24 protein-coding genes are annotated in these 24,357 nt (G+C 70.3%); 10 read left to right on the top strand and 14 right to left on the bottom strand.

What is annotated here, in order from left to right; translation table 11 throughout:
- The 3 genes from BMY74_RS04695 to sigE form a co-directional block, all read right to left on the bottom strand.
- Entirely contained in the window at window positions 1–1,521 is a 1,521-nt protein-coding gene (locus tag BMY74_RS04695) for a S1C family serine protease (RefSeq protein WP_089909766.1), read from the bottom strand.
- 65 nt (window positions 1,522–1,586) lie between these two features.
- Complete coding sequence (locus BMY74_RS04690) at window positions 1,587–2,120, bottom strand: anti-sigma factor (protein WP_245785883.1); 534 nt, start codon at window positions 2,118–2,120, stop codon at window positions 1,587–1,589.
- Window positions 2,117–2,698, bottom strand: a complete 582-nt coding sequence (sigE, locus tag BMY74_RS04685; protein WP_082374044.1) for an RNA polymerase sigma factor SigE — start codon at window positions 2,696–2,698, stop codon at window positions 2,117–2,119. Before sigE ends, BMY74_RS04690 begins: the two co-directional genes overlap by 4 nt.
- A gap of 219 nt (window positions 2,699–2,917) precedes the next feature.
- On the opposite strand from sigE, the gene BMY74_RS04680 reads away from it, so the two are divergent.
- On the top strand, window positions 2,918–3,550 hold the full coding sequence (locus BMY74_RS04680) for an O-methyltransferase (protein WP_089909761.1): 633 nt from the start codon (window positions 2,918–2,920) through the stop codon (window positions 3,548–3,550).
- A 464-nt stretch (window positions 3,551–4,014) separates the two neighbouring features.
- Here the strand turns inward: BMY74_RS04680 and glgC are convergent, their stop codons facing one another.
- Window positions 4,015–5,229, bottom strand: a complete 1,215-nt coding sequence (gene glgC / locus BMY74_RS04675; RefSeq protein ID WP_089909758.1) for a glucose-1-phosphate adenylyltransferase — start codon at window positions 5,227–5,229, stop codon at window positions 4,015–4,017.
- Between the two features lie 88 nt (window positions 5,230–5,317).
- On the opposite strand from glgC, the gene glgA reads away from it, so the two are divergent.
- Window positions 5,318–6,469: a glycogen synthase gene (gene glgA, locus BMY74_RS04670; RefSeq protein WP_089910538.1), complete on the top strand. Its 1,152-nt coding sequence runs from the start codon at window positions 5,318–5,320 to the stop codon at window positions 6,467–6,469.
- 1,332 nt (window positions 6,470–7,801) lie between these two features.
- Here glgA and BMY74_RS04655 read toward each other — a convergent pair.
- Entirely contained in the window at window positions 7,802–9,046 is a 1,245-nt protein-coding gene (locus BMY74_RS04655) for an MFS transporter (protein WP_089909749.1), read from the bottom strand.
- Window positions 9,047–9,098: 52 nt separating this feature from the next.
- Here BMY74_RS04655 and BMY74_RS04650 point away from each other — a divergent pair, with 52 nt between their 5' ends.
- On the top strand, window positions 9,099–9,992 hold the full coding sequence (locus tag BMY74_RS04650; protein WP_342716588.1) for a LysR family transcriptional regulator: 894 nt from the start codon (window positions 9,099–9,101) through the stop codon (window positions 9,990–9,992).
- On the opposite strand, the gene BMY74_RS04645 is transcribed toward BMY74_RS04650, so the two are convergent.
- The 3 genes from BMY74_RS04645 to BMY74_RS04635 all read right to left on the bottom strand — a co-directional run bounded on the left by BMY74_RS04645 (window position 9,974) and on the right by BMY74_RS04635 (window position 13,366).
- Window positions 9,974–11,572 (bottom strand): amidohydrolase family protein, encoded by a 1,599-nt coding sequence (locus BMY74_RS04645; protein WP_089909744.1) that lies wholly within the window; start codon window positions 11,570–11,572, stop codon window positions 9,974–9,976. The genes BMY74_RS04650 and BMY74_RS04645 overlap by 19 nt on opposite strands.
- 78 nt (window positions 11,573–11,650) lie before the next feature.
- Window positions 11,651–13,102 (bottom strand): leucyl aminopeptidase family protein, encoded by a 1,452-nt coding sequence (locus BMY74_RS04640; protein WP_089909741.1) that lies wholly within the window; start codon window positions 13,100–13,102, stop codon window positions 11,651–11,653.
- A gap of 96 nt (window positions 13,103–13,198) precedes the next feature.
- Entirely contained in the window at window positions 13,199–13,366 is a 168-nt protein-coding gene (locus BMY74_RS04635; protein WP_065914675.1) for a DUF3117 domain-containing protein, read from the bottom strand.
- A gap of 209 nt (window positions 13,367–13,575) precedes the next feature.
- Between BMY74_RS04635 and BMY74_RS04630 the strand changes: the two genes are divergently transcribed.
- Window positions 13,576–14,373, top strand: a complete 798-nt coding sequence (locus BMY74_RS04630; RefSeq protein WP_089909738.1) for a PaaX family transcriptional regulator — start codon at window positions 13,576–13,578, stop codon at window positions 14,371–14,373.
- A gap of 10 nt (window positions 14,374–14,383) precedes the next feature.
- Window positions 14,384–15,169, top strand: a complete 786-nt coding sequence (locus BMY74_RS04625; protein WP_089909736.1) for an enoyl-CoA hydratase-related protein — start codon at window positions 14,384–14,386, stop codon at window positions 15,167–15,169.
- On the opposite strand, the gene BMY74_RS04620 is transcribed toward BMY74_RS04625, so the two are convergent.
- The 4 genes from BMY74_RS04620 to BMY74_RS04605 are packed head-to-tail and all read right to left on the bottom strand — an operon-like array spanning window position 15,156 to window position 17,020.
- A complete protein-coding gene (locus BMY74_RS04620; protein ID WP_089909734.1) occupies window positions 15,156–15,734 on the bottom strand; it encodes a DNA-3-methyladenine glycosylase I in 579 nt (192 codons plus the stop codon). The two genes, BMY74_RS04625 and BMY74_RS04620, sit on opposite strands and share 14 nt — an antisense overlap.
- Window positions 15,718–16,026: a DivIVA domain-containing protein gene (locus BMY74_RS04615; RefSeq protein WP_089909731.1), complete on the bottom strand. Its 309-nt coding sequence runs from the start codon at window positions 16,024–16,026 to the stop codon at window positions 15,718–15,720. Before BMY74_RS04615 ends, BMY74_RS04620 begins: the two co-directional genes overlap by 17 nt.
- A complete protein-coding gene (locus tag BMY74_RS04610) occupies window positions 16,023–16,700 on the bottom strand; it encodes a permease prefix domain 1-containing protein (protein ID WP_143091442.1) in 678 nt (225 codons plus the stop codon). Before BMY74_RS04610 ends, BMY74_RS04615 begins: the two co-directional genes overlap by 4 nt.
- Window positions 16,685–17,020, bottom strand: a complete 336-nt coding sequence (locus BMY74_RS04605; protein ID WP_089909725.1) for a PadR family transcriptional regulator — start codon at window positions 17,018–17,020, stop codon at window positions 16,685–16,687. Before BMY74_RS04605 ends, BMY74_RS04610 begins: the two co-directional genes overlap by 16 nt.
- A gap of 131 nt (window positions 17,021–17,151) precedes the next feature.
- On the opposite strand from BMY74_RS04605, the gene BMY74_RS04600 reads away from it, so the two are divergent.
- The 4 genes from BMY74_RS04600 to BMY74_RS04585 are packed head-to-tail and all read left to right on the top strand — an operon-like array spanning window position 17,152 to window position 21,549.
- Window positions 17,152–18,312: a cytochrome ubiquinol oxidase subunit I gene (locus BMY74_RS04600; RefSeq protein WP_089909720.1), complete on the top strand. Its 1,161-nt coding sequence runs from the start codon at window positions 17,152–17,154 to the stop codon at window positions 18,310–18,312.
- Window positions 18,312–18,932 carry a cytochrome d ubiquinol oxidase subunit II gene (locus BMY74_RS04595; protein WP_089909717.1) on the top strand — a complete coding sequence of 207 codons (621 nt, stop codon included), beginning with the start codon at window positions 18,312–18,314 and terminating at the stop codon, window positions 18,930–18,932. The genes BMY74_RS04600 and BMY74_RS04595 overlap by 1 nt, the downstream gene beginning before the upstream one ends.
- The gene (locus tag BMY74_RS04590) at window positions 18,902–20,251 is read left to right on the top strand and encodes an ABC transporter ATP-binding protein/permease (RefSeq protein WP_089909715.1); all 1,350 of its coding nucleotides are present in this window, start codon (window positions 18,902–18,904) and stop codon (window positions 20,249–20,251) included. The genes BMY74_RS04595 and BMY74_RS04590 overlap by 31 nt, the downstream gene beginning before the upstream one ends.
- Window positions 20,248–21,549, top strand: a complete 1,302-nt coding sequence (locus tag BMY74_RS04585; protein WP_089909712.1) for an amino acid ABC transporter ATP-binding/permease protein — start codon at window positions 20,248–20,250, stop codon at window positions 21,547–21,549. The genes BMY74_RS04590 and BMY74_RS04585 overlap by 4 nt, the downstream gene beginning before the upstream one ends.
- Here the strand turns inward: BMY74_RS04585 and BMY74_RS04580 are convergent.
- Both BMY74_RS04580 and BMY74_RS04575 read right to left on the bottom strand, forming a co-directional pair.
- Window positions 21,481–22,392 carry a glucosyl-3-phosphoglycerate synthase gene (locus BMY74_RS04580; protein WP_089909709.1) on the bottom strand — a complete coding sequence of 304 codons (912 nt, stop codon included), beginning with the start codon at window positions 22,390–22,392 and terminating at the stop codon, window positions 21,481–21,483. The genes BMY74_RS04585 and BMY74_RS04580 overlap by 69 nt on opposite strands.
- Window positions 22,392–22,730: a hypothetical protein gene (locus BMY74_RS04575; protein WP_089909706.1), complete on the bottom strand. Its 339-nt coding sequence runs from the start codon at window positions 22,728–22,730 to the stop codon at window positions 22,392–22,394. The genes BMY74_RS04580 and BMY74_RS04575 overlap by 1 nt, the downstream gene beginning before the upstream one ends.
- 116 nt (window positions 22,731–22,846) lie before the next feature.
- Between BMY74_RS04575 and BMY74_RS04570 the strand changes: the two genes are divergently transcribed.
- Window positions 22,847–24,349, top strand: coding sequence for a CocE/NonD family hydrolase (locus BMY74_RS04570; RefSeq protein ID WP_089909703.1), 1,503 nt, complete (start codon window positions 22,847–22,849; stop codon window positions 24,347–24,349).
- The last annotated feature ends 8 nt before the right edge of the window (window positions 24,350–24,357 follow it).

Raw genomic sequence — 24,357 nt, 5'->3', positions numbered from 1 at the left:
TCAGTCGCTCTTCAGTGTCACGTCGAGTTTGAGTTCACGGCCTTGGCGCGCAAGCGTTACCTGCACCGTTTGCCCGATTTCGTGCTCGCGGACCGCCACGACCAGTTCCGCGGCGTTGCGGACCATGCGGTCGCCGACCCTGGTGATGACGTCGCCCTCCTGGATGCCCGCGGCCGCGGCGGCGCCGCCTGCCGGGACGTTCTGCACCTGGGCGCCTTCGGAGGTCTCGGCGGAGACGGACTTGACGTTCACGTTCATGTCGGCGTGCTTGACCTGGCCGTTGCGGATCAGCTCCTGGCTGATCTTGCGGGCCTGGTTGCCGGAGATCGCGAAGCCGAGGCCCACCGAACCGCCGGTCTCGGTGCGGATCGACGAGTTGATGCCGACCAGGGCGCCGCGCGAGTCGACCAGCGCGCCACCCGAGTTGCCCGGGTTGATGGCGGCGTCGGTCTGGATCGCGTCGTAGGTGACCTGGGGGCCGCCGTTCTCGCCCGCCGCCGTCACGGGGCGGTGCAGCGCGGAGACGATGCCCTCGGTGACGGTGTTGGAGAGCTGCAGCGGCGAGCCGATGGCGATCACGCTGTCGCCGACCTGGAGCTCGTCGGAGTTGCCGAACTGCAGGACGGTCGGGTTGGTGACCTCGACCTTGATGACGGCCAGGTCGGTCTTCGGGTCGCGGCCGACCACCCGTGCCGCGGCGCGGGTGCCATCGGTGAAGACGGCGCTGAGCTTCGCGGACGAGTCCTGCGCGGCCGGCGCGACGACGTGGTCGTTGGTGAGGATGTAGCCGCCGCCCTCGATGACGACGCCGGAGCCGACGCCCGCGACGTTCGCGCCCTTGAACTCGATCGAGACGACGCTGGGCGTGACGCGCTTCGCGATGTCGGAGATCGAACCGGCGGGGCGTTCCTTGCCCTGCGCGACCTCGGACAGCGTGACGGTCGAGTCGGTCAGCGGGTTGCCCGCACGGCCGATCAGCCAGCCGACGAGGCCACCGACGGCGCCCAGCACGAGTGCCACGGTCAGCAGCAACGCGAGGGCCGTCGGCTTCACGCGACGGCCGAACAGCAGCTCGGGGACGCTCAGCTGGGGACCGGGCTCGGGCTTGCGCTCGGGTTCGCCGGGGGGTTCCTCACCGACGGCGGGCGGGCCGATCACGGCACCGGAGGCCGGGTCGCGCCACGGGTCGCCGGCGGGCTTGTCGCCCCAGAACACGGGATCGATGTCCGGGTCCGGGTCGGACGTGGGCTGCGGCGGGCGCTGCAGGAGTTCCTGGGAGCCCTGGCGGCCGAACGCCGTCACGAGGGACTCGGGGGGCGGCGGCGCGGACTGGACCTGCGTCACGGGCACGTCGCGCGAGGCGAACGCTCCGTCGACACCGGCCGGGCGGCCGAAGGCGGTGGCGGACGCGGGGTCGACCGGCGGCTGCACCAGAGGCCGTGGCCGGAGCCTGCGGTGTGCTCCGTCGTCCACTCCGGAAACGGGTGTGGACGTCTGGCCGTTGGGCGACTGCTGGCTCATCTCTCCCCGAATTCTCCGCTAGGAGTGCTGAACCACAGAGTGCCCGACGAGCGGTGAAATGGCTGTCAGGGGGTGGTCGCGAAGACCGCGCCGGCGTTCTGCGGCGCAGGGGTGGGCGCGGGCGGCTCGCCGCCGTCGGCCGTGGTGAACGCGAGCGCGCTCAGCAACATGCCGCTCACGACGACACCGGCACCCTGACGGGCACGGCGGCCGCTGAACCAGCCGTTGCTGCCCAGGGGTCTCGACGACCCCAGCACCGGCCCGGAGCCGAACGCGGGCTTGTCCGTGCGCTGGACGGCGACGAACTGGCCGTCCTCCGTGATGGCGAGCCCGTCCGGAGCGGACGGCAGCTCGACCTCCTGGGGAATCGCTCCGAGCCTGTCCAGCAGCGACGCCGACGCCGTGGGCGCCGGTGCGGAGCGCACGACGGCGCGCGCCTGCTGCTGCGTATAGGCCTCGAAGGCGCAGAAGCCGCAGCTCTGGATGTGCGCGGAGGCTCGTTCGTGGGCGGTCGAGGAAAGCTCCCCGTCCACGAACGCCACCACGGCATCCAGCGCTAGGTGCTGCTCAGGCAGTCCCCAACCACGGAGGTCGGTCATGCAGAGTCCTCCAGCAACGATTCCTGACGACGGCGTTCGAGCGCGACCTTCAGGGCCTGGCGGCCCCGATGGATCCTGCTCCTCACGGTACCCATCTTCACCCCGAGCGTGGCGCCGATCTCCTCGTAGGAGAGACCTTCCACGTCACAGAGCACGACCGCGGCGCGGAACTCCGGCGGGAGCTCGTCGAGCGCGGCCTGCAGGTCGGGGTCGAGGTGGTTCTCGTCGTAGATCTCCTCGGGGGACAGGTCGTCACCCTCGAGGCGGTCGTTGTCCTCGGGCAGCGCCTCCATGCGCACGCGGCTGCGCCGGCGTGCCATGTCGAGGAAGAGGTTGGTGGTGATGCGGTGCAGCCACCCCTCGAAGGTGCCCGGCTTGTACGACGCGAGCGACCGGAACACGCGGATGAACGTCTCCTGCGTCAGGTCCTCGGCGTCGTGCTGGTTGCCGGTCAGGCGGTACGCGAGCCGGTAGACCCTGTCCGCGTGCTCGCGGACGATGGCGTCCCACGAGGGCGGCGTCCAGTCGGCCGTCTCGATGGGCGCGACGGCCTCCGGCGAACTCGACTGCGTGCGCATCAGGTGTTTCGGCACCTCCATGTGGGCCGCCCGGCGACCCTTATGCGGCTCAACGGGCGACGGGTCCGGCTTGTTCCCGACTAGAGCCTGGCTTCTTGCTTCTGTACCTTCTCCTGCTCCCTTTAAACGATCGTGAGAGTGGGCTGAGAGCATCCTGAGAATCTCGGTTCGGGCCGCGTTCACCCGTTTTGGGCACAGTTGGCACTAACCTGCTAGACCGTGACCACGGAATCGGCCCTGCGGGAGTACGTCGAGCAGTACCTCCCCGAGGACGACGTGCACCTGGCGGCGCGAGCACGCGGCCAGGAACTGGGCTGCGTGCCCATCGGCGCGGGCGGAGGCGCCGCCCTGCGGTTCCTCGCGACCGCACTCCAGGCCCGCGCGGTGGTCGAGATCGGCACCGGAGCGGGCACCAGCGGCCTCTACCTCCTGGCGGGCATGCCCAAGTCGGGCATCCTGACCTCGATCGACGTGGCCTCGGAACACCAGCGCGCCGCCCGCGAGGCCTACGCGGCGGCGGGCATCTCCCCGTCGCGCACTCGCCTGATCATGGGCAAGGCGCTCGACGTGCTCCCCCGGCTGACCGACGCGGCGTACGACCTCGTGTTCGTGGACGCCTACAAGCCCGAGTACCCGCAGTACCTGGAGCACGGCGTGCGCATGCTGCGGCCGGGTGGCGTCATCGCGTTCGACAACGTGCTGTGGCACGGGGCCGTGGTCGACGCCTCGAAGCGGGACGAGTCGACGCAGGCGATGCGGGACATCGCGCGCCTGGTGAAGGACGACGCGCGGCTGGTGCCGGTGATCCTGCCGCTGGGAGACGGCCTGCTGGTGGCGGCCCGCAGGCCGTAGGCACGGACGGGGCGCGGGGCGAGCCAGCGGGCAGGGGCGCGCCGGTCAGCAGCCGCGATGCCGCAGGCGAGCCGTGCGACAGACGCGAAGCCGAAGGCGAGCCGTCCTGGCAGGTGCGATGCCGCAGGCGAGCCGTCCTCAGCAAAGAGGAACCGGCGGTGGGGTCCCATCACGAGTCGCGCCACAGCACTTGCTGCATGCCTGAGGGGGTGTCAACTCGACACGCTTTTCGTCGAGTTGACACCCCCTCAGGCATGTGGCCCGCTCCTGGTGCGACTTGGGATGGGACCCCACCGCCACCGCAACCAAACCAAGCAACAGGCAGCCGCCCTAAGCAGCAGGCGTGCCATCTACCTGCCCGCGGCGCTACCCCCTGATCAGATTGCCGGGGTGTGGGGCAGAGCCCCAGGGGAAGCACGCAAGGCGACCAGGCCGCCCGCAAAACAACCACACAAAACAGGCGATCAGTAAGCCCGGACGCCCTTGCCGAGGACCGTGATTCCGCTAGCGGACACCGTGTACCGCTCCCGATCCATAGGAGCGTCCACCCCGATCAACGCCCCATCCGGCACCACGACGTTCTTGTCCAAAATGGCCCGCCGAACCACAGCACCCTTGCCGATCCGAACCCCGGGCAACAACACGGACCCCTGCACCACCGACCCGACCTCGACGGTCACGTCAGAAGAGATCACCGACCCGTGGATCTTCCCGGAGATGATCGACCCCGGCCCCACCATCGAGTCCTCGGCGGATCCACCGGCGATGAACTTGGCGGGCGGCAACGGCGGCGTGGCCGTCCGAATAGGCCACAACTGGTTGTAGAGGTTGAAGATCGGATGGACCGAAACCAGGTCCATGTGCGCGTCGTAGTAGGCGTCGATCGTCCCCACGTCCCGCCAGTACCCGCGGTCCCGGTCGGTCGCGCCGGGGACCTCGTTGTCCTGGAAGTCGTAGACGTGCGCCTTACCCCGGTCCACCAGCATGGGGATGATGTCGCCACCCATGTCGTGGTCCGAGTCGGGGTTCAACGCGTCGCCGCGCAGTGCGTCGAGCAGGGCCTCCGTCGTGAAGACGTAGTTGCCCATCGAAGCGAAAGTCACATCCGGGTCGTCCGGCACGTGCGGCGGCTCGGACGGCTTCTCCAGGAACCGCGTGATCTTTCCCGACGCGTCCGAGTCGATGCAGCCGAACGCCTTGGCCTCGTTCCGCGGCACGCGGATGCCGGCGACGGTCACGGCCGCGCCCGACTCGACGTGCTGCGAGATCATCTGGCCCGGGTCCATCCGGTACACGTGGTCGGCTCCGAAGATGACCACGTGGTCCGGTTTCTCGTCGTGGACGAGGTTGAGCGACTGGAAGATCGCGTCGGCCGAGCCCGTGTACCAGCGCGGACCCAGTCTCTGCTGGGCCGGGACCGGGGTCACGTACTGACCGAGCACATTGGACAGGCGCCACGTCGTCGAGATGTGGCGGTCCAGTGAGTGCGACTTGTACTGCGTCAGCACGCAGAGCTTCGCGAGACCCGCGTTGACCAGGTTCGACAGCACGAAGTCGACCAGCCTGTAGTTGCCCCCGAAGGGCACAGCCGGTTTCGCGCGGTCGGCCGTAAGCGGCCAGAGGCGCTTGCCTTCACCACCGGCAAGCACAATTCCGAGAACGTGCGGCTGCCCCTTCACGGTATGTGACCCTATCCGTGCGATCGTTCTCGAACCAGACGCAAACCGGTTCGTCCCAACAAGTACATCTGTGATCTACGGTGGGTGCGTGCGAGTTGCGCTGTTGACAAGGGAGTACCCGCCAGAGGTCTACGGTGGGGCTGGAGTGCACGTGGGATTCCTCGTGCCCCACCTCCGCAAACTCGTGGACGTCGACGTGCACTGCTTCGGTGCGCCCAGATCGGACGCCACGGCCCACAACCCACCGCACAGCCTGGAGCAGGCGAACGCGGCCCTCACCACGCTCGCGGTCGACCTGGAAATGGCGTCCGCGATCTCCACGGCGAACCTCGTGCACTCGCACACCTGGTATGCCAACATGGGTGGTCACCTGGGCAAACTCCTGCACGGCATCCCCCACGTGGTGACGGCGCACTCGCTCGAGCCGCGCCGGCCGTGGAAGGCCGAGCAGCTCGGCGGCGGGTACCGGATCTCGTCCTGGGCGGAGCGCACGGCCTACGAACACGCCGACGCGGTGATCGCCGTGAGCGAGGGCATGCGGGCCGACGTGCTCGACGCCTACCCCGCGCTCGACCCCGCCAGGGTGCACGTCGTGCGCAACGGCATCGACAGCAACGCCTACCACCCCGTCACCGAGACGGACGCGCTCACGGCGTACGGGATCGATCCCGCCAAGCCGATCGTGGCGTTCGTCGGGCGGATCACCCGGCAGAAGGGCGTCGGCCACCTCGTCGCGGCCGCGCACCACATCGATCCCGAGGCGCAGGTCGTGCTGTGCGCGGGGGCGCCGGACACGCCGGAGATCGCCGAGGAGACCCGGCAGGCGGTCAGCGAGCTCTCCCAGGCCCGGCCGGGGGTGTTCTGGATCCAGAAGATGCTGCAGCCCGCCGAGGTGCGGCAGATCCTGAGCCACGCGACGGTGTTCGCGTGCCCGTCGGTCTACGAGCCGCTGGGCATCGTGAACCTGGAGGCGATGGCGTGCGGCACGGCGGTCGTCGCGAGCGACGTCGGCGGCATCCCCGAGGTCGTCGTGCACGGCGAGACGGGCCTTCTCGTCCACTACGACGAGCAGGATTTGTCGACATATCGACACCAACTCGCGGAAGCCATCAACGACTTGATCACAGACCCCGAGCGCGCGAAGCGGTTCGGAACGGCCGGGCGAGCGCGGGCTGAGCAGGAGTTCTCGTGGTCCGCGATGGCCGAGCAGACGGTCGAGGTCTACCGCAGTGTGATCTGAGACACACTCGTCGGGGGCAACCCCGACGAGTGAGAGCCGCCTTTAACCAGTAGTGATGTTGTGGCTTCAACTGGTGAGGGGCGCGAGGACTGTGCGTGCTGCGGTACTGGGTCTGGCGGTCCTCCTGGCAGTGACGGGATGTGGCACGTCGGCCCCGGCCGGACAGCAGGCCGCCCCTCGGCTCACCGTGGACGGCAAGAAGCTCGCCGACGCCTCCGACCTGCAGGCGAACGCCGAAGCCCAGCTCGCCTACACCCTCGAGTACGGCTACGTGGCACGCGCGGGCGCCGCCGCCGTCAGCTGCTGGTTCTCGAAGACGGGCGTCGAGTCCGAGGTCGACAAGAGGCTGTGGTGCGGGCCCGTCCAGGTCCCCGGCACCGGCGCGGGCACCGACTGGGTGCCCGTCCCGCTGAAGGAAGTCACCAAGACGGATGACGAGGTCCGTTACGAAGTGCAGTCGCCGCAGGTGCCGGAGAAGGGCAACCGCAGCTCTCCCGGCGGGACGCTCGTGCGCACCGACGGCAAGGAGTTCGACCCGTCGAAGCAGCAGGACCTGACGGCCGGGCGCGACTTCCTGGCCGTGCTGCCCGACGACGGCAAGCGCTCCAACGTCGACCTCGGCCTCGGCGGCGCCGACATCAAGCTGCGCGACGACCTGCTCGGCACCGCCGTCACCGGCTGGGCCAACCCGGACGTCTGGTACACCGCCGAGGGCACGATCCGCGCCGAGTCCGGCTCACGGCTGCGCGTGGTCAGGATGAAGGTCGAGAAGCTCAACGAGACCGACAGCGGCTTCCACCGCACCAACTGGCAGGGGTTCGCCCCGCAGCCGTCCGAGCTCGCGCTGGAGGTGCCGGGCAAGCGCCAGGTCCTGCCCGCCGACCGGCTGCCCGCGAACGGCTCGGTCTTCGTCGTCTACACCGTGCCGGACCCGCAGGAGGGCGCCGAGCACCTCGTCCTCGGCACGCTCGGCGCCAAGTCGCTCGAGCAGCGCGTCGAGGTCCCGTCCGGCAAGCGCGCCGACAGCTCGCCGCACGTGCTGCAGCGCGCCGCGGCCCCCGGCCGGTTCCAGGAGCAGACGCAGAAGATCCGCTTCGGCGACCGCGAGCTCGGCATGAAGATCACCGGCGTCCGGCTCGGCCGCCAGCGCCCCGTCAAGCTCGGCGAGAGCCAGTACGACGTGGCCACGATCTCCGCGCCCGACAAGGCGTTGCTGGAGGTGCGGGTCGAGGCCTCGGGCGACCTCCCCGACACCGCCGGTGGACTGCTGACCAAGGACCTGATCACCGTCACGCTGCCGGACGGTTCGGCCGCCCCGCAGGTCGGCAGCCGCTACGACGGCGGCCCGCTGCCGTTCGCGGTCGTCGTCGAGATCCCGGCGGACACCCGCTCGGTCTCGGTCGGCATGGTCGCCGGCACGCTCGACCTGCCGAGGCTCGGCAGGACCGCGATCTCCCCCGTCGACTCGCGCGCCACCCTCGCCCTGGAGTTCTGAGCGAGCATCGCCGCGAGGGCCAGCCAGCCCAGGATCACGAGCACCAGCCCCGTCCAGCCCCACTCCTCGTACGAGGTGGCGCCGGACGTCCCGCCGACGCTGCTGCCCACGTAGAAGCCGGCGAGGTAGAGCCCGGAGGCCTGGCCGCGGGCGTGCTCGGGCGCTCGCGCGGCGACCCAGCCGCTCGCCGTGGTGTGCGAGGCGAAGAACCCCGCGGTCACGACCGCCAGGCCGAGCGGCACCCACAGCAGGCTCGCCAGCGCGCCGACCGCCACCACGCCGATGCACAGCAGCAGCACGCGGCCCCGGCCGAACCGGTCCGCGAGCCTGCCCGCGACGGCCGCCGCGGTGCTGCCGAAGCCGTAGAAGAGGAACACCAGCGTCTCGAGCCACGCCGGGCCGGACAGCTGGAACCCCGCCACGTTGTAGAACGAGATGAACGTGCCCACGAGCAGCACGGCGACGACGTACATCGACAGCAGCACCGGGTCCTTCAGCGCCGCCTTCATGCCGGCGGGCGCCCGCTTCGGCCGATTGTGCGCCCTGGGCAGCAGGAACACCACGATCAAGGCCGCGACCAGCCCGAACGCGCCGGCGAGCAGCACGGAGCCGCGCCACCCCAGCCAGTCCGACGTCATGCCGGCGACGAGACGCCCGGACATGCCGCCCAGGCTGTTGCCGGCGATCATCGCGCCCATCGCGGCGCCCAGCCGCTTCTTCGAGAGCTCGTCCGCGAGGTAGGCCATGGACGCCGCGGGCACCCCGGCCGCGGCGACGCCCTGCAGCACCCGCAGGCCCAGGAACACGTCGTAGTTCGGCGCGAACGGCAGCACGAGCCCGAGCACCGCCGCGACCAGCACGCTGACCACGATCACCGGCCTGCGCCCGACCCGTTCCGACAGCATCGCGATCGGCACGACCACGACCGCCAGCGCGAGCGTCGCCGCGGACAGGACGAGCGAGGCGCTGCCCGGCCCGAGCCCGTAGTCGGCGGCGATCTGCGGCATGACCGGCTGCGGGGTGTACAGCAGCGCGAAGCACGCGAACCCCGAAGCGGCGATGGACGCGGTCAACCTGTTCACGCTTCCGACGCTAAGCCATACGTCCAATACGGAAATGGGCCACAATCGATCCGTGCGTGAATCAGACCTGGCACCGAAGCTGGCGGTGCTGAAAGCGCTTGCCGCGGACGAGCACGTGACCCGCGTCGCAGAGCGGGTCGGGCTGCCCCAGCCCACGGTCAGCCGCTGGATCGCCGAACTGGGTGAGCAGCTCGGCGCGCCGCTGCTGGTCAGGAGCGGCCGCCGGGTGCGCCTCACGCGGGCGGGCCGGTTGCTGGCCGAGGCGGCCACCCGGTCGCTGGCCGCGCTGGAACCGGGGCTGCGCGAGGTCGAGGAGGAACTCGACCCGGAGAAGGGCCGCGTCGTGCTGGGGTTCCTGCACATGCTCGGCCGCGCGATCGTGCCGGAACTGGTCCGCAGCTACCGCGCCGAGCACCCGCACGTGCGGTTCGGGCTGGTCCAGAACGCCCGCCAGGCCGTGGTCGACAAGCTCGTCAGCGGGGAGATCGACCTCGCGCTGGTCGCCCCGCCGCCCGCCGGGCCCGAGTTCGAGTCGGTCGTCGTGTTCGAGCAGCCGCTGATCGTCGTGGTGCCGGCGGGGCACCGGCTCGAGTCCAGGAAGGCCGTGCGGATCGAGGACCTGGCCGACGAGGACCTGATCACCCTGGAACACGGCTACGGCCTGCGCCAGATCACCGACGACATGTGCGCCGCGGCCGGGGTCGTGCCCCGCTACGTGTTCGAGTGCCAGGAGATCGAGACCGTGCGCGGGCTGGTCGCGGCGGGACTCGGCGTGGCACTGCTCACCCACGCCGAGTTCGCGCCGCCTCCCGGCTTGCGGGAGCTGTCACTGACGCCGCGGACCGGCCGGATCTTCGGGCTCACGTGGTTGAGCGGCAACCCGCTGACGCCCGCGGTCCGCGCGTTCCGCGACCACGCGCTGAGGACTCACGGCGTCCAGCGCTGAGTGCCCGACCACGTCCGCAGGTACGACTCGGCGCCCCCGAGCATGTCCTGCACGAGCCGGTCGCCGCCCAGCTGGCGGACCTTCTCGACCCAGTCCGGCAGCAGGCCGATGTGCGCGCCGCCGTCGACGTTGATGTCCCAGACCCGCTCGCCGGTGCGCTGCCGGTCGACCAGCGGGCCGTCCGGGTAGCTGCGGAACGGGTAGGTCACGCCGGTCTGCGGTGCCGGGTGCGAGCCCACGCCGTTGTAGTCGGAGCCGAAGCCGATGCCCACGTCGTACTTGCGCCGCAACGGTTCCGCGGCCGCGGCCTGCGAGACGTAGCCGCCGGGGTCGTTCTCGTAGCCCGCGATGAACCCGCCGAGCTGGTAGACCTTCTCGGTCCACTGGGCGTCCATCCAGCTGTGGCTCGACACGATGCCCGGGAACTTCGCCTGCGCGGCCAGGTCCAGCGTGCGACCGGCGGCCTTCACGCTCATGTGGTCGATCTCGATCATCATGTGCTTGCGCATCATCGCCTGCACCGCGTACTCGCCGAGCGAGGTCAGGCCGCGCACGTTGCACCGCTTCGCCGGGTCGTACTGCGGCGCGACCACACCGGCCGGGATCAGCGCGTTCGGGCCGACGGTGCCGATCGGGTTGTCCTGCTGCGGGCCCTTGCACTGCTCGGTCTGCCACCACTGGCCGGTGCGCAGGAACTGACCAGCGTTGATCACGCCGCCCTGCGTGCCCGAGTCGAACCGGACGCCGCACAGCGCGTTGTCGAACTTGTGGCACAGGAACGCGCTGCGGACGCCGAGCGCGTAGACCTCGTCCAGGCCGCGGTCGATGTCGGCCTTGCTGCACAGCGGCAGGTCGAGGAACGTGCGGCAGCCGAACAGCTCCGAGGTCTCGATGCCGAGCACCACGGCGAGCTTGCCCTGGGTGATCACGTCACGGGCCTGCTCGGCCGACGTGACGATGCGGAACCAGCCCTTGCCGGGCCCGCCGAACTGCTTGTCGATGAACGCCTGCAACTCGTAGGTGCGCTGCGCCTGCAACCGGACCGACGCCATCTCGTCGCAGCCGCGGTCCTTGAACGGGTGGATGATGCACAGCGTCGCGTTGCTGGTCAGGTCGGTGACGAGCACGCGCTGGCCGCCGCGCCAGGCCCGTTCCAGCCAGGCGTAGTAGTTCTGCTGGTGCGAGACCGTCGTGTCGGACGGCCAGTCCTTGAACGTCGGCCAGCCCACCGGGTCGTGACCGTCGAGGTCGCCCGTCACGATCGCCTCGAAGATCGCGCCGAGGCCCGCAGGGTGGTGCTCGGGGCAGTCCTTCAGCGCGTCCGCGATGCCCTGCTCCGAGAACGGCTTGCCGCAGATCAGCCGGCCGCCGAAGCCCTCGTTGGTCATGAGGTGGTTGTGCGCGTCGACGAGCCCGCGCACCCTGCCCTGGCCGTCCGTGCCCCGGAACGGCTCCCCCGTCACGTTGATCTGCGAGTCCGGCGCGGGCCGGGCGACCGGTTCCCACCAGGGCGCGGCGGCGGTGGCAGGGGACAACGACGCGATGACCAGCGAGACGGCGAGAGCCAGGCGGAGTAACACGAGCGCTCCTCTACGACGTTGTGAAGGAGCTCACATCATGCCGTGGAACGCCACCGTCTCGTATCGGTCGATCGTCGGTTAACGCGAATATTTTTCAGCCAGTTCGACCAGCGTCCGCGCGCCGAACCCGGTGGCGCCCGCGACGACCTCGTCGTAGACCTTCTCCGACCGCGCGGGGCCCGCGATGTCGAGGTGCGCCCACGGCACGTCGCCCGCGAACTTCTGCAGGAACAGCGCCGCCGTGATGCCGCCGGGGCCGGGCGGGGTCTGCCTGTAGTCCGCGATCTCGCTGCTGACGGCGTCGACGTGCTCCTCCAGCAGCGGCATCCGCCACCACTTCTCGCCGACGTTCGCGCCCGCCTCGACCACCTCGGCCGCCAGCGCGTCGGACGAGGTCAGCACCGCGCCCGTGCGCAGGCCGAGCGACACCTTCATCGCGCCGGTGAGCGTCGCGATGTCCACGAGCAGGTCGGGCTTCAGGTTCTTCACCGCGTACGCCATCGCGTCGGCCAGGACCATGCGGCCCTCGGCGTCGGTGTTCTGGACCTCGGTCGTCGCGCCGCCGTAGTGCCGCACGACGTCACCGGGCCGGTACGCCGAGCCGGAGACGTGGTTCTCGGCGCACGGCACGAGCCCGGTGACCCTGACCGGCAGCCCGCGCCGGGCCACGGCCAGCAGCGCGGAGATCACCGCGGCGCCGCCTGCCATGTCGGTGCGCATGAGGTGCATGCCGTCGGCGGGCTTCACCGAGATGCCGCCCGTGTCGAACGTGATGCCCTTGCCAACGAACACCAGGTGCGGGCCGATGGTGCCGTAGGTCAGCTCGAGCAACCGCGGCGGGCGGGACGAGCCGCCGCCGACCGCCAGCACGCCGCCGAAGCCCTGCTGCGCCAGCCACTTCTCATCGCGCACGGTCGCCGTCAGCCCGTCGACCTTGTCCGCGAGCTTCGCGGCGGTCGTGGTGAGCCAGCGCGGGTCCTTGACGTTGGACGGGGTGTTGGCCAGGTCGCGCGTCAGCGAGGTGGCGGTGGCCAGCGCGTGGGCCTTCAGCGCGGCCGACGTGAGCACCTCCTCGAACCCGGTGTCCGCGGTGACGAGGCGCAGCGAGCTGACACGCTTCGGGGCGTCCTCGCCGGTGACCTTGAAGCGGTAGCCGCCGAGCGCCGCGCCCAGCACGAGGGCGCGCACCTTCTCGGCGTCGAAGTCGGGGGTCAGCAGGACGTCGGCCGTCTTCGGTGCGTCGTCGCCGCTCAGCGCGCGCACGAGCGCCGCGCCGGCGGTGCGGTAGTCGGCGGGCGTCCCGGTGCCGACGCCGAGCGTCCAGGTCCCGTCGTGGCGGACCGCCTCACCGGCCTTGCCGGTCAGGTCGGAGACGTCGATGCCGTCGCCACCCGGTCCGAGCGCCGGTCCGGTGGCGGCGAGCACGACTGCCGGCACGCCGCGGCGCGCGGTGGTGGCCACCTCGACGTCCACGAGCTTGGTGGGCACTGACGGAACCGTCGACGGCACGGCTGGACCTCCCTGTTGCATTGACGACCGCTCATTCTCGCCTGGGCCGAGAACGAAGCGATGCCCCGGTCTCCACTGTGGAAACCGGGGCTCAACACTGCTTCCTCGCCGGGTGCCTCAGCCGGCGGCGGCCTTCAGCGCGTCGCCCAAGGCGCTGGCCTCGTCCGCCGACATCTCGACGACAAGGCGCCCACCACCCTCGAGCGGCACGCGCATGACGATGCCGCGTCCCTCCTTGGTGACCTCGAGGGGACCGTCGCCGGTCCGGGGCTTCATGGCCGCCATCGCGTGCTCCCTCCGTCAACATCTTCCCCGTCCGGCCAGGCCGGATCTGCTCCATTCTCCCCTATCGCGACTCAGGGGCGAAACCGAACCGATCTTTTGGCGAGTCCGGGTGACAGTTGTCGATCTTCTCTTGTACCTGATCAACACCTGTTTTCACGACCTCGCAACACTTTGGGCACCCTCGGACGTGTCGTGACAGACTGGGCCGGGTGCGAGCCCGTTCCGCGCTCTTCGACGTCTACGGCGGCCACCTTCGCGAACGCGGCGGCGCCGCCACCATCGCCGCGCTCGTCCGGTTGCTCGAGCCCCTCGGTTTCGCCGCGCCGGCCGTCCGCACGGCCGTGTCGCGCACGGTCAGGCAGGGCTGGTTGCAGCCCAGCAGGCTGCCTGACGGGCCCGGATACGCCATGACACCCCGCGGGGAACGCCGGCTCGACGAGGCCGCTGCCCGCATCTACCGCACCGGGCCGTCCACGTGGGACGGTCGCTGGCACGTCGTGGTGCTGGAGGAGATGCCGGGCCGCGACTCGCGCGACCACCTGGCGTCGGAACTGCAGCTGCTGGGCTACGGCGCGCTCGGCCCTGTGACGTGGATCGCTCCCCGGCCGTCCCCCGGATTGGCCGACGTGCTGGCCGCCGGAGAAATCGCCGCACGAACTTTTCACGGTTCACACGACGGTGGCGACGCCGAGCTGGCCGCGAAGGCCTGGGACCTGGCCGAGCTGGGCCGCGACTACGCCGGGTTCGTCGCGCACTGGACCGAGAAGGTGTCCGTTGTGGACGAAACGGACGACGCGGCGGCGTTCGCGGCCTCGCAGCAGCTGCTGCACGCGTGGCGCAAGTTCCTGTTCCGCGATCCCGGTCTTCCTGCTGAACTGTTGCCACCGGACTGGCCGGGGCACGCGGCAGCGTCGTTCTTCGACGAACAGACCCTGCGGCTGGCACCGGGCACGAGTCGCTTCGTCGACGGGTGCCTGCGGCCGGTGCGCAACGTTTCCACTGCTTGATGGAGGTCCAGTGTCCGAGCTCCTCGTCGAAGACGCCGATGGTGTGCGCACGCTCACGTTCAACCGCCCCGAGTCGTTCAACGCCTTCACGGTCTCGCTGAAGGAGGCGTTCCTCGCCGAGCTGAAGGCCGCCGCGGTGGACGCGTCGGTGCGCGCGGTGGTGATCACGGGTGCGGGCAGGGCGTTCTGCGCGGGGCAGGACCTCAAGGAGCACATCGGCCTGTTGCAGGCCGGTGATCCCGCCCCTCTGCACACCGTCGAGAAGCACTACAACCCGATCGTGCGCGAGCTGATCGGCATGCCGAAGCCGGTGATCGCCGCGGTCAACGGCAGCGCGGCGGGCGCCGGTGCCTCCTTCGCCTACGCCGCCGACCTGCGGATCGCGGGCCAGTCGGCCAAGTTCCTGATGGCCTTCGCGAACGTGGGCCTCACCGCTGACTCGGGCGCGTCGTACACGCTGCCGCGGCTCATCGGCCACGGCCGCGCGATGGAGATGATGCTGCTCGCCCAGCCCGTCGGCGCCGAGGAGGCGTTGCGGATCGGCATGGTCAACCAGGTCGTGCCCGACTCCGAACTGCTCTCCACCGCGCACCTGCTGGCCGCGAAGCTCGCCGCGGGGCCCACGACGGCCTACGCGAAGATCAAGGAGGCGCTGGCCGCCGCGGCCGACGGGACGCTGGAGGACGCGCTGGAGGCCGAGCGCCGCACCCAGGCCGACTGCGGGGCGACCGAGGACCACCGCGAGGCCGTGGACGCGTTCGTGAACAAGCGGGCGCCGAAGTTCACCGGGAAGTAGCGGCTGCGCCGTTCGCCCGGAAGCAGGTCGAGATGTGGTCGTCGACCATGCCGGTCGCCTGCATCAGCGCGTAACAGGTCGTGGGGCCGAGGAACTTGAAGCCGCGCTTCTTCAGTTCCTTGGCCATCGCCTTCGACTCGTCCGTGATCGCCGGCACGTCCGCGAACGTCTTGGGCCGCTCGTGCACGGCCGGCGCGAACGACCACAGCAGCGCGTCGAGGTCGACGCCCTCCGAGACGATCACGCGGGCGTTGTGGATCGCCGCGTCGATCTTCAGGCGGTTGCGGACGATGCCCGCGTCGGCCATCAGCCGTTCGACGTCGGCGGGGCCGAAGTCCGCGACGAGCGACGGGTCGAAGTCGCAGAAGGCCGCGCGGAACGCCGGGCGCTTGCGCAGGATCGTGATCCACGACAGGCCGGACTGGAACGCCTCCAACGACATCCGCTCGTAGAGCTCGGGGGTGCCGTGGAGCTCCACGCCCCACTCGGTGTCGTGGTACTCGACGTAGTCCGGGGTCGAGTCGCCCCAGGGACAGCGGGAGAGCGGCTCAGGCCGGGTGCTCACTGCTCTCCCGGTCCTCGAGCTCCGCGACGCGCGCCCGCAGGGTCTCGACCTCGGTCGCGAGCCGCTGCAACGCCCAGTCCACCTCGGTCATCTTGTAGCCGCGGAAGACCTGCTGGAACTTGAGCTCGCGGACGTCCTGCGCGGTGATGTCGTCGGCGGGCAGCCTCGTCGGCGAGGCACCGGGCGGCAGCGGCGCGAGCTCCTCGCCGCGCCCGAACACCAACGCCGCGAGCAGGAACACCACTGCCGCGACGGCGATCATCACGATCAGGTAGATCAGGGCGTTGGTCACGCGACGATCGTGGCACAGCTCAGGCAGCGGCGAGCGAGCAGACCGAGACGAACGATCACGATCCAGGTGATCGCGCTCGCGACGGTCATCGGCAGCGACTGCGCGAGCCGCGCCACGTCGAGGTGCGCGGTCGCCAGGATGATCGAGACGTTGCCGAGGAACACGGCGCCGACGGCCGTGAGCGCGACGCCCGCGCCGATCTTGGCGAGCCGCCTCGAGTCGTACTTGCGGGCGAGGACCCGGCCCAGCACCAACGTCACCAGGGCCACCCCGGACGCGATGCCGCTGGTCAGGTCGTTGGCCTTGGCGATGAACAGGTACCAGGCGGGCGGCATCGCGGCGAAGTCCTGCCACGGGCCGATGAGCAGCATCCGCCCGTACTCCCACGCCATGTGCATCAACGGCAGCACGATCGCGAGCCACACGAGCGTGCGCGTGCCATAGGCGACGGCGAGTTCGGCCTGGTACTCGTTCGCGATCTCGCGCACGGGACCGAACTCCTCGACCGCGCGCTCCTGGGCCTCCTGCTCGCTGAGGCCGCGGCCGACGTGCGCCTCGGTGGCGTCGGCCAGGCTGTCGCGGGTCTCGGTGAGCAGGTCGCGGACCTGCTTCTTCGACCCCTGCAACCGCGCCCCGAGGTCGGTGACGTACCGGTCGATCACTGCTGTGCCCACTTCCCCCCTCCCAGCACCCCGTCGATGACCGTCGTGAACTCGCGCCACGCGCTGCGCTCGGCGTTCAGCGCGCGTTGCCCCGCCTGCGTGAGCTTGTACGTGCGGCGCTTGCGGCCGCCGACCGTGCTCCAGTCGCTGGTGACGTGCCCGGCCCGTTCCAGCCGCCGCAGCGCCGGGTAGACCGTGCCCGTCGGGAGGTCCAGCGCGCCGCCGCTGCCCTGCTGCAACGCCTCGATGATCGCGTAGCCGTGCAGCTGCTTCCCGTCGAGCGTGGCCAGCAGCAACGCGTCGAGGTGGCCGCGGAGCGCGTCGGGCTTCATGGGTGGCGACTCTAGTCATCGCGCACTCGGAGTGGTCCCTGAAATCCTCGGTCAGGGTCAGCCCTGAGATCCCCCTGAGATGCGGATTCCGGCCTTAATAAGTAGCCGTGCTACACATACCGTCGCTACCCATGAGCGCAGTAGACCTCGCACGGCTCCAGTTCGCCTTGACGACCTCGTTCCACTTCCTGTTCGTGCTGCTCACGCTCGGCCTGGTGACGCTGCTCGTGGTCATGCAGACGAGGTTCACGATCACCGGCGCGCCCGTGCACGAGCGGATGACGCGGTTCTGGGGCCGGATCTACGTGATCAACTACGCGCTCGGGATCGTCACCGGTGTCGTGATGGAGTTCCAGTTCGGGTTGAACTGGTCGGGCCTCGCGACCTACGCCGGTGACGTGTTCGGGGCGCCGCTCGCGCTGGAGACGCTGATCGCGTTCTTCCTGGAGTCGACGTTCCTCGGGCTCTGGATCTTCGGCTGGGGCAGGCTGCACCGCTGGGTGCACCTGGCGTTGCTGTACCTGACCGCGCTGACCGCGTTCGCGTCGGCGTTCTGGATCATGGCGGCGAACGGGTTCCTCCAGCACCCCGTCGGCTACCGGGTCGACGGGAACGTGCTGCGGCTGGACGACTTCGGCGCGTTGCTGACCAATCCGACGTTCACCTCCGCGTTCGTGCACGTGGTCTTCGCGGCGATCACGGCCGGCGGCGTGTTCCTGACCGGCGTCTCGGCGTACCACTTCATCAAGCGCACGCCCGAGACCGACTTCTTCCGGCGGTCGCTGCGGATGGGCGTGGTGACCACGGCACTGGCCACACCGGTGCTGATCGGCGCCGGGTTCGCGCAGTTCCCGGTGATCGCCGCGCACCAGCCGGGCAAGACCGGGGCGGTGCCGTGGATCGGCGCGCCGCTCGGGTTCATGATCCTCATCGGGATGGGGCTGACGGTGGTCAGCTGGCTCACCCTGCCGTTGCTGCTCCGCGACGCCGTGATCCGGATGCGCTTCCCGTTGTACCTCATGGTGTTCGGCATCCCGTTCCCGTTCGCCGCCGCGATCTTCGGGTGGATGTTCCGGGAGATCGGGCGCCAGCCGTGGCTGGTCTACGGGTTGTTGCGCACCGAGGACGCGGTGTCGCATGTGGACGTCTCGCAGATCTTGTTGTCGCTCGTCGTGTTCACGTCCCTGTTCGTGGTGCTGGCCTGCGTCGACTGGGCGTTGATCGCACGCGCGGTCCGTCGTGGTCCGGACGTGGAGCCGGCTCCTGTCTCGCCGTTGGTGGTGACGCTCTGATGGAAGCTCTGTGGTTGACCGTGCTCGGTGTTCTGACCGTCGGCTACTTCGCGCTGGCCGGCTTCGACTACGGCAGCGGACTGCTGTTGCCCTTCGGCAGACGAGAGGTCGTGCTGCACCGCATGACCCCGTTCTTCCTGGGCAACGAGGTGTGGCTGGTCGCCGTGATCGGGGTGCTGTTCGCGGCGTTCCCGCGCCTCGAAGGCGAGCTGCTCTCCGGCGCGCACAGCACGTTCACGCTGCTCCTGGCCGGGTTGGTGCTGTTCATGGCCTCGGTCCAGCTCAGGTTGTGGTGGTGGCTCGTGTTCACGGGCGCGCTGATGGTGTCCGCGGGCTGGGGGCTCTTCCTGGCGCACCTGCTCGACGCGCCCTGGCCCGTCGCGTTCGTGATGCCGGTGCTGTTCGCCCTGCACGGCTGGGCGTTCCAGCACAGGAAGGCCCTCTTCCCGGTGACGGCGGCGCTGTGCGCGTTGCCGATCCCGCTCGCGTTCAGCTCGATCGACGTCACCGGCCTCATGGCGCACCCCGACACGCTCGGCCTGCTCGCGTGGGTCGCGATCCCGGTCATCCCGCTGGTGGTGGTGTTGCAGTGGTCGATCGTCGCCCTCTCCTCGCGCTGATCCCGGTTCCTTTCCTGGTGCTGGCCCAGGCCGAACTGCTGGCGTCGGTGCTCAGCGGTGGCACCGGCTTTCTCCTGCTGTGCCTGGTGATCGGCGCGCGGGTGCTGGTGTGGTGGGCGCACCGCGAGTGGGCTCACCGGTCCGCCGAACGCACCCGCGTCCGCCTGCGGGAGGCGTTCCTGCGCTCCCCCGGCACCAAGGCCGGCGAGGTCGCCACGCTGGTCACCCGGGGCGTGCACGACGTGACGCCGTACGTCGTCGGGTACCTGCCCATGCGGGTCCTGGCCGTGGCGGTGCCGCTCGCGGTGGTGGTCAGGCTGGCGTTCGCCGACCTCACCGCGGCCCTGACGATCCTGGTCACGCTGCCGTTGATCCCGATCTTCGGGGCACTGGTCGGCGCGCACACCCGTGAGCGCACATCCCGGCAGTGGGACGCGCTGGCCACCCTCGGCGGGCACTTCCTCGACGTGGTCAAGGGAATCGGCACGCTGCGGGCGTTCGGACGGGCCGAGGCGCAGTCCGCCACGGTCCGCAGGCTGGCCGCGCGGCACAGGACCGAGACGATGGCGGCGCTGCGCGTCGCGTTCCTGTCGGCGTTCGTGCTCGAACTCGTGGCCACGATGTCGGTCGCGCTCATCGCCGTGCCGGTCGGGCTCCGGCTGCTCGACGGCGGCGTGCCGCTCCACACCGCACTGCTCGTGCTCTTCCTTGCTCCAGAAGCGTTCCTGCCGCTGCGCGCCGCCGGAGCGCAGTACCACGCCAGCGCTCAGGGCCGCGAAGTCCTCGGCAAAGTGCCGGCACACGACGAAACCACGGGTCAGGCACCACCTGATCTCGCGCAAGCCGAGATCGTGTTCGACAACGTGAGCGTCCGCAGCCTGAAGAACCTCAACCTGCACATCCGCCCCGGTGAACGGATCGCCCTCGTCGGGCCGAGCGGCGCCGGCAAGAGCACGGTTCTCGGACTGCTGCTGGGTTTCGTGCGCCCCGACCGCGGCCGGGTGCTCGTCGGTGGCGTCGACCTGCGGGAGATCGACCAGCGGAAGTGGCTGGAAGCTCTGGCCTGGGTGCCGCAACGCCCCGTGCTCGTCCCGGCGAACCTCTCGTCGGGCGAGCAGCAACGGGTCGCGGTGGCGAACGCGCTCGACCGGCGCCGGGCCGGCCTCTTCCTGCTCGACGAACCGACCGCCCACCTCGACGCGGAGACGGAGGCACTGGTGCTCGAAGCGACACGCGACTTCATCCGAGGACGGACCGCGGTGATCGTCGCGCACCGACCGGCACTGCTCAGCGAGGTCGACAGGGTGGTCCGGGTATGAGACTCGCGATCCTCGTCGGCACCCTCGCCGAACTGGCGGGAGTCGGCCTGACCGCCACCGCGACCTGGCTGGTCCTGCGCGCCGCCGAGCACCCGCCGGTGCAGGCGCTCACCGTCGCGATCGTCGCCGTCCGCACCCTGGCCCTCGCCAAGGGCGCCCTGCGCTACCTGGAACGCCTGAGCAGCCACCAAGCCGTGCTCAGCGAGGCCGTGGAGCTGCGCGGCCAGGTCTACGACGACCTCGTGCACCGCAAGCACGTCCCGTCCGGCACGGCGCTGACCCGCATCGTCACGAACGTCGACCAGCACCTCGACGCGCGGCTCCGCACCACCCTGCCGTGGATCACCGCCGCCCTGACCGGTGCCGTCGTCGCGGCGGCATCGGGCTTCTCGCTGCCGCTGATCGCCGGACTGCTGGTCAACCTCGCCCTGCTCCCCTGGCTCGCGATCCGCACGCCGCGGGACCTCACGCCGTTGCGCGCCAGGCTGACCGAACAAACCACGGAACTGGTCCACGGCAGAGAAGAACTGATCGCCTACGACCTGTTCGACGAGAAACTCCGCATCGCCACCGAGACCGCGAAAGAGCTGTCCCGCGGAGAACGCACGCGCGACCTGACCCCGCTGGCGATCGCCGTCCAGTTCGCCGCGGCCCTGCTGATGCTGGCCCAGCACGAACCGGCGTGGCTGGTCATGGCCGCCGTCGCCGCGTTCGAGATCACCGTCCCCCTCGCGGCGCTGACCAAGCCCGCTCCGGAACGCACCGACGAGCCCGAACCGCCCCACGTCACCGAACCCCCGGAACTGCACGGCAGAACGGCGATCGTCGGGCCGAGCGGAGCGGGCAAGACCACGCTGCTCAACGCTCTCGCGCACCGCCTCGAACCCAGCAAGGGCGCGCTGGCCGACGCGCACGTCTTCCACACCACGGTCCGCACGAACGTCCTGCTGGCCAAACCCGATGCGACACAGGAAGAACTGGACCGGGCGGCCGCGATCACCGAACTGGACCTCGACTGGGACCGGGTCGTCGGCGAACGCGGCGAGGAGATCTCCGGCGGCCAGCGCCAGCGACTCGTCCTCACCAGATCGGTGCTCGCGCACCCCGAGGTCCTGCTGCTGGACGAGCCCACCGAGGGCCTCGACCCCGACCAAGCCGACCGCGTGCTGGCCCAGGTCCTGGACGCGAGCCGGGGCACCGCCCTGGTCGTCACGCACCGGACCGAACAGCTAGCCCTCTTCGACCACGTGCACCATCGGCGGCCGATCGGCGACGAGCACGTCGGTCGAGTCGGGTAGCCACTCCCCGCCGACCTGCACGAACTGCGTCAACGGCCCGGAGTCCGCGGAGACGCCGCACCGGGCCAGCGCCGTGCCCATGATCTGCGACGACATCGCGCCGAGCTGCAGCAACGACCGGTTCCGGTGCTTGCGCACCCCGAGGTTCACCTGCGCCAGGCCGGACAGGCCGTGCACCCGGTGCACGTCCAGCAACAGCCCGATCTCCACGCCGTACCCGGCCGCGAAGGGAACGGACTCCAAAAAGGACCGCGTGGCCGCGTACTCCCCGCCGAGCGGTTGCACCACACCGGAGAGCTCGGGCCGCAACGTGTTCAGCAACGGCCGCGCCACCAGTTCCGTCACCCGCCCGCCACCGGTGCTCTCCAGCCGCAACGGCCGGCGGTAGAACCCCTTCACCAGGTGCACGCCGGAGTCCAGCAGCAACGGCCCGAGGAGCGCCGTGACGAACGCGGTCTCCGGGTCCACGAGGTCGGAGTCGAGGAAGACGATCAGGTCACCGGTGGTCGCGGCCAGCGACCGCCACAGCACCTCGCCCTTGCCGGGCAACGGTGGAAGCCACGGCACGACGTCCTCGCGCAGCACGACCCGCGCCCCGGCGGCCGAGGCGACCTCGGCGGTGCGGTCGGTGGACCCGGAGTCCATCACGACCAGCTCGTCCACGAGCGTGCCGACCAAGGGCCGGACGACGGAGACGACGTCGCCGACGGTCTCCTCCTCGTTCAGCGCGGGCAGCACCACGGACACGGTCCGGCCGCGCTTCAGCGCGACCAGTTCGTCGACCGTCCAGGACGGCTGCTGCCAGGTGTGCGAGGCGAACCAGGCCTCGGTGGCGGGCAGCATCAGGCCAGCGCCCGCATCGCCCGCGCCGGCGGACGGGTCCCCGTCACGCTCGCCACCATCTCCACGACCTTCCTCGCCTGCCGCACGTCAGACGCACGAACGGCGCGTGCTCCGGACAGCGCAGCCACCGTGGCGGCCGCGAGCGTCTCGTCCTCGTCGCCTGGTGGGATCGTCACCACGTCCAACGTCCCGGTGAGTGACGGCAATTCCAGCTCGCCGTCGAACTCGACGACGTCCGCACCCGCCTCCACGGCCCGTCTCAGCTCGTCCGCGCTGGTCAGATGCGCGACGACCAGCACGCGGTCTTCCGGCAGGTCAGTGACGCGGAATCGGTTCACGCCACCCAGCGTAGACAGTGACCTGACTCACAGCTTCTTGCTACCCACGAGTAGCAACCTGGTTTACTCGCCGGTAACACCCTGTGTGATCTACGTCATGGTCAAGGAGGACCAGCGTGCGACGATCACTTGTTCTAGCCCTCGTACTCCTCACAACCCTGCTCGGTGCTCCGGTCGCCGCCACGGCGGCTCCCGGACACCAGATCACCTACCGGTCCATCCCCGGCGTCGGCGGCACCACCCTGAAGGCCCTCGTCGTCGAGCCCACCGGCCGGGGCGGCGGCCCGTTCCCGCTGCTCGTCATGCCGTCCAGCTGGGCGGTCCCCAACATCGAGTACGTCGGCGCCGCCGCGAAGCTCGCCAAGGAGTCCGGCTACGTCGTCGTGAGCTACACCAGCCGCGGCTTCTGGGACTCCGGCGGCCAGATCGACGTCGCCGGCCCTGACACCGTCGGGGACGTCAGCAAGGTCATCGACTGGGCCGTCACCAACGCGAACGCCGACGGCACCAAGGTCGGCGCGGCCGGGATCTCCTACGGCGCCGGGCAGTCCCTGCTCGCCGCGGCGTCGGACAAGCGCATCAAGGCCGCGGCGGCGCTCAGCACGTGGACCGACCTGGCCCGGTCGCTCTACCCGAACAGCACCGTGAACAAGCAGGCCGTCGAGGTCCTGCTGGCCGCGGGCAAGGCCACCGGACGTCCCGGCCCCGTGCTCGTCGAGGCCGAGGACGCCTACCGCGACGGCAGGTTCTGGGAGGTCGTGCCGATCTCGGCGGACCGCTCGGCCGCCACCGCCGCGAAGATCGCGCAGATCAACTCCAACGGCACCGCGGTCCTGCTCGGCAACGCCTGGAACGACGGCATCTTCGCGCCCGGCCAGATCGCGGACTTCTACGGCGAGCTCACCGGCCCGAAGCGGCTCATGCTCTCGCCGGGCGACCACGCCACCGCCGAGCTGTTCGGCGCGGCGGGTCTGCCCAACGAGATCTGGGAGTCGGTCGGCCGCTGGTTCGACCGCTACGTCAAGGGCACGGCCAACGGCATCGACGCCGAGCAGCCGGTGCAGCTCAAGCCCAACAACGGCGGCACGTGGAGGAAGTTCGGCGCCTGGCCGAACGGCAACGCCGACACGGTCGCGCTCGACGGCAGGCGGATCACCGCGGGCTGGAACACGGTCGCGGACAGCGGCACGATCCTGCTCTCCGGTGCGCTGCAAGGGTTCCTCAACATCCCGACCGGCGTCTCGCTGCCGTTCGTCGACCGGAACGTCGCCGGGGTGTGGAGCGGGCCGCAGTACCCGAACGGCGCGACGCTCGCCGGCACGCCCAAGCTCCGGCTCCAGGTGACCCCGAGCGCGGAGACGACGACGTTGTTCGCGTACCTGTACGAGGTCGGCCCGCTCGGCCTGGGCGCGCTGATCACGCACAAGCCGGTGAAGGTCACCGGCGCGGGCCGCACGCAGACGCTCGACGTGGAGCTGGAACCGACCGCGTGGACCGTCGGCGCGGGCAACCGGATCGCACTGGTGATCGACACGGTGGACCCGCGTTACCTGTCGGAATCGACGCGTGGCTCAACCGTCACCTTCGGACCGTCGAGCCTCACGGTTCCGAAGGCGTAAGAATGTCC

The organism is Lentzea albida, from assembly GCF_900111005.1.
Classification (GTDB): domain Bacteria; phylum Actinomycetota; class Actinomycetes; order Mycobacteriales; family Pseudonocardiaceae; genus Lentzea; species Lentzea albida.
This window is presented reverse-complemented; position numbering and strand designations above follow the sequence as displayed.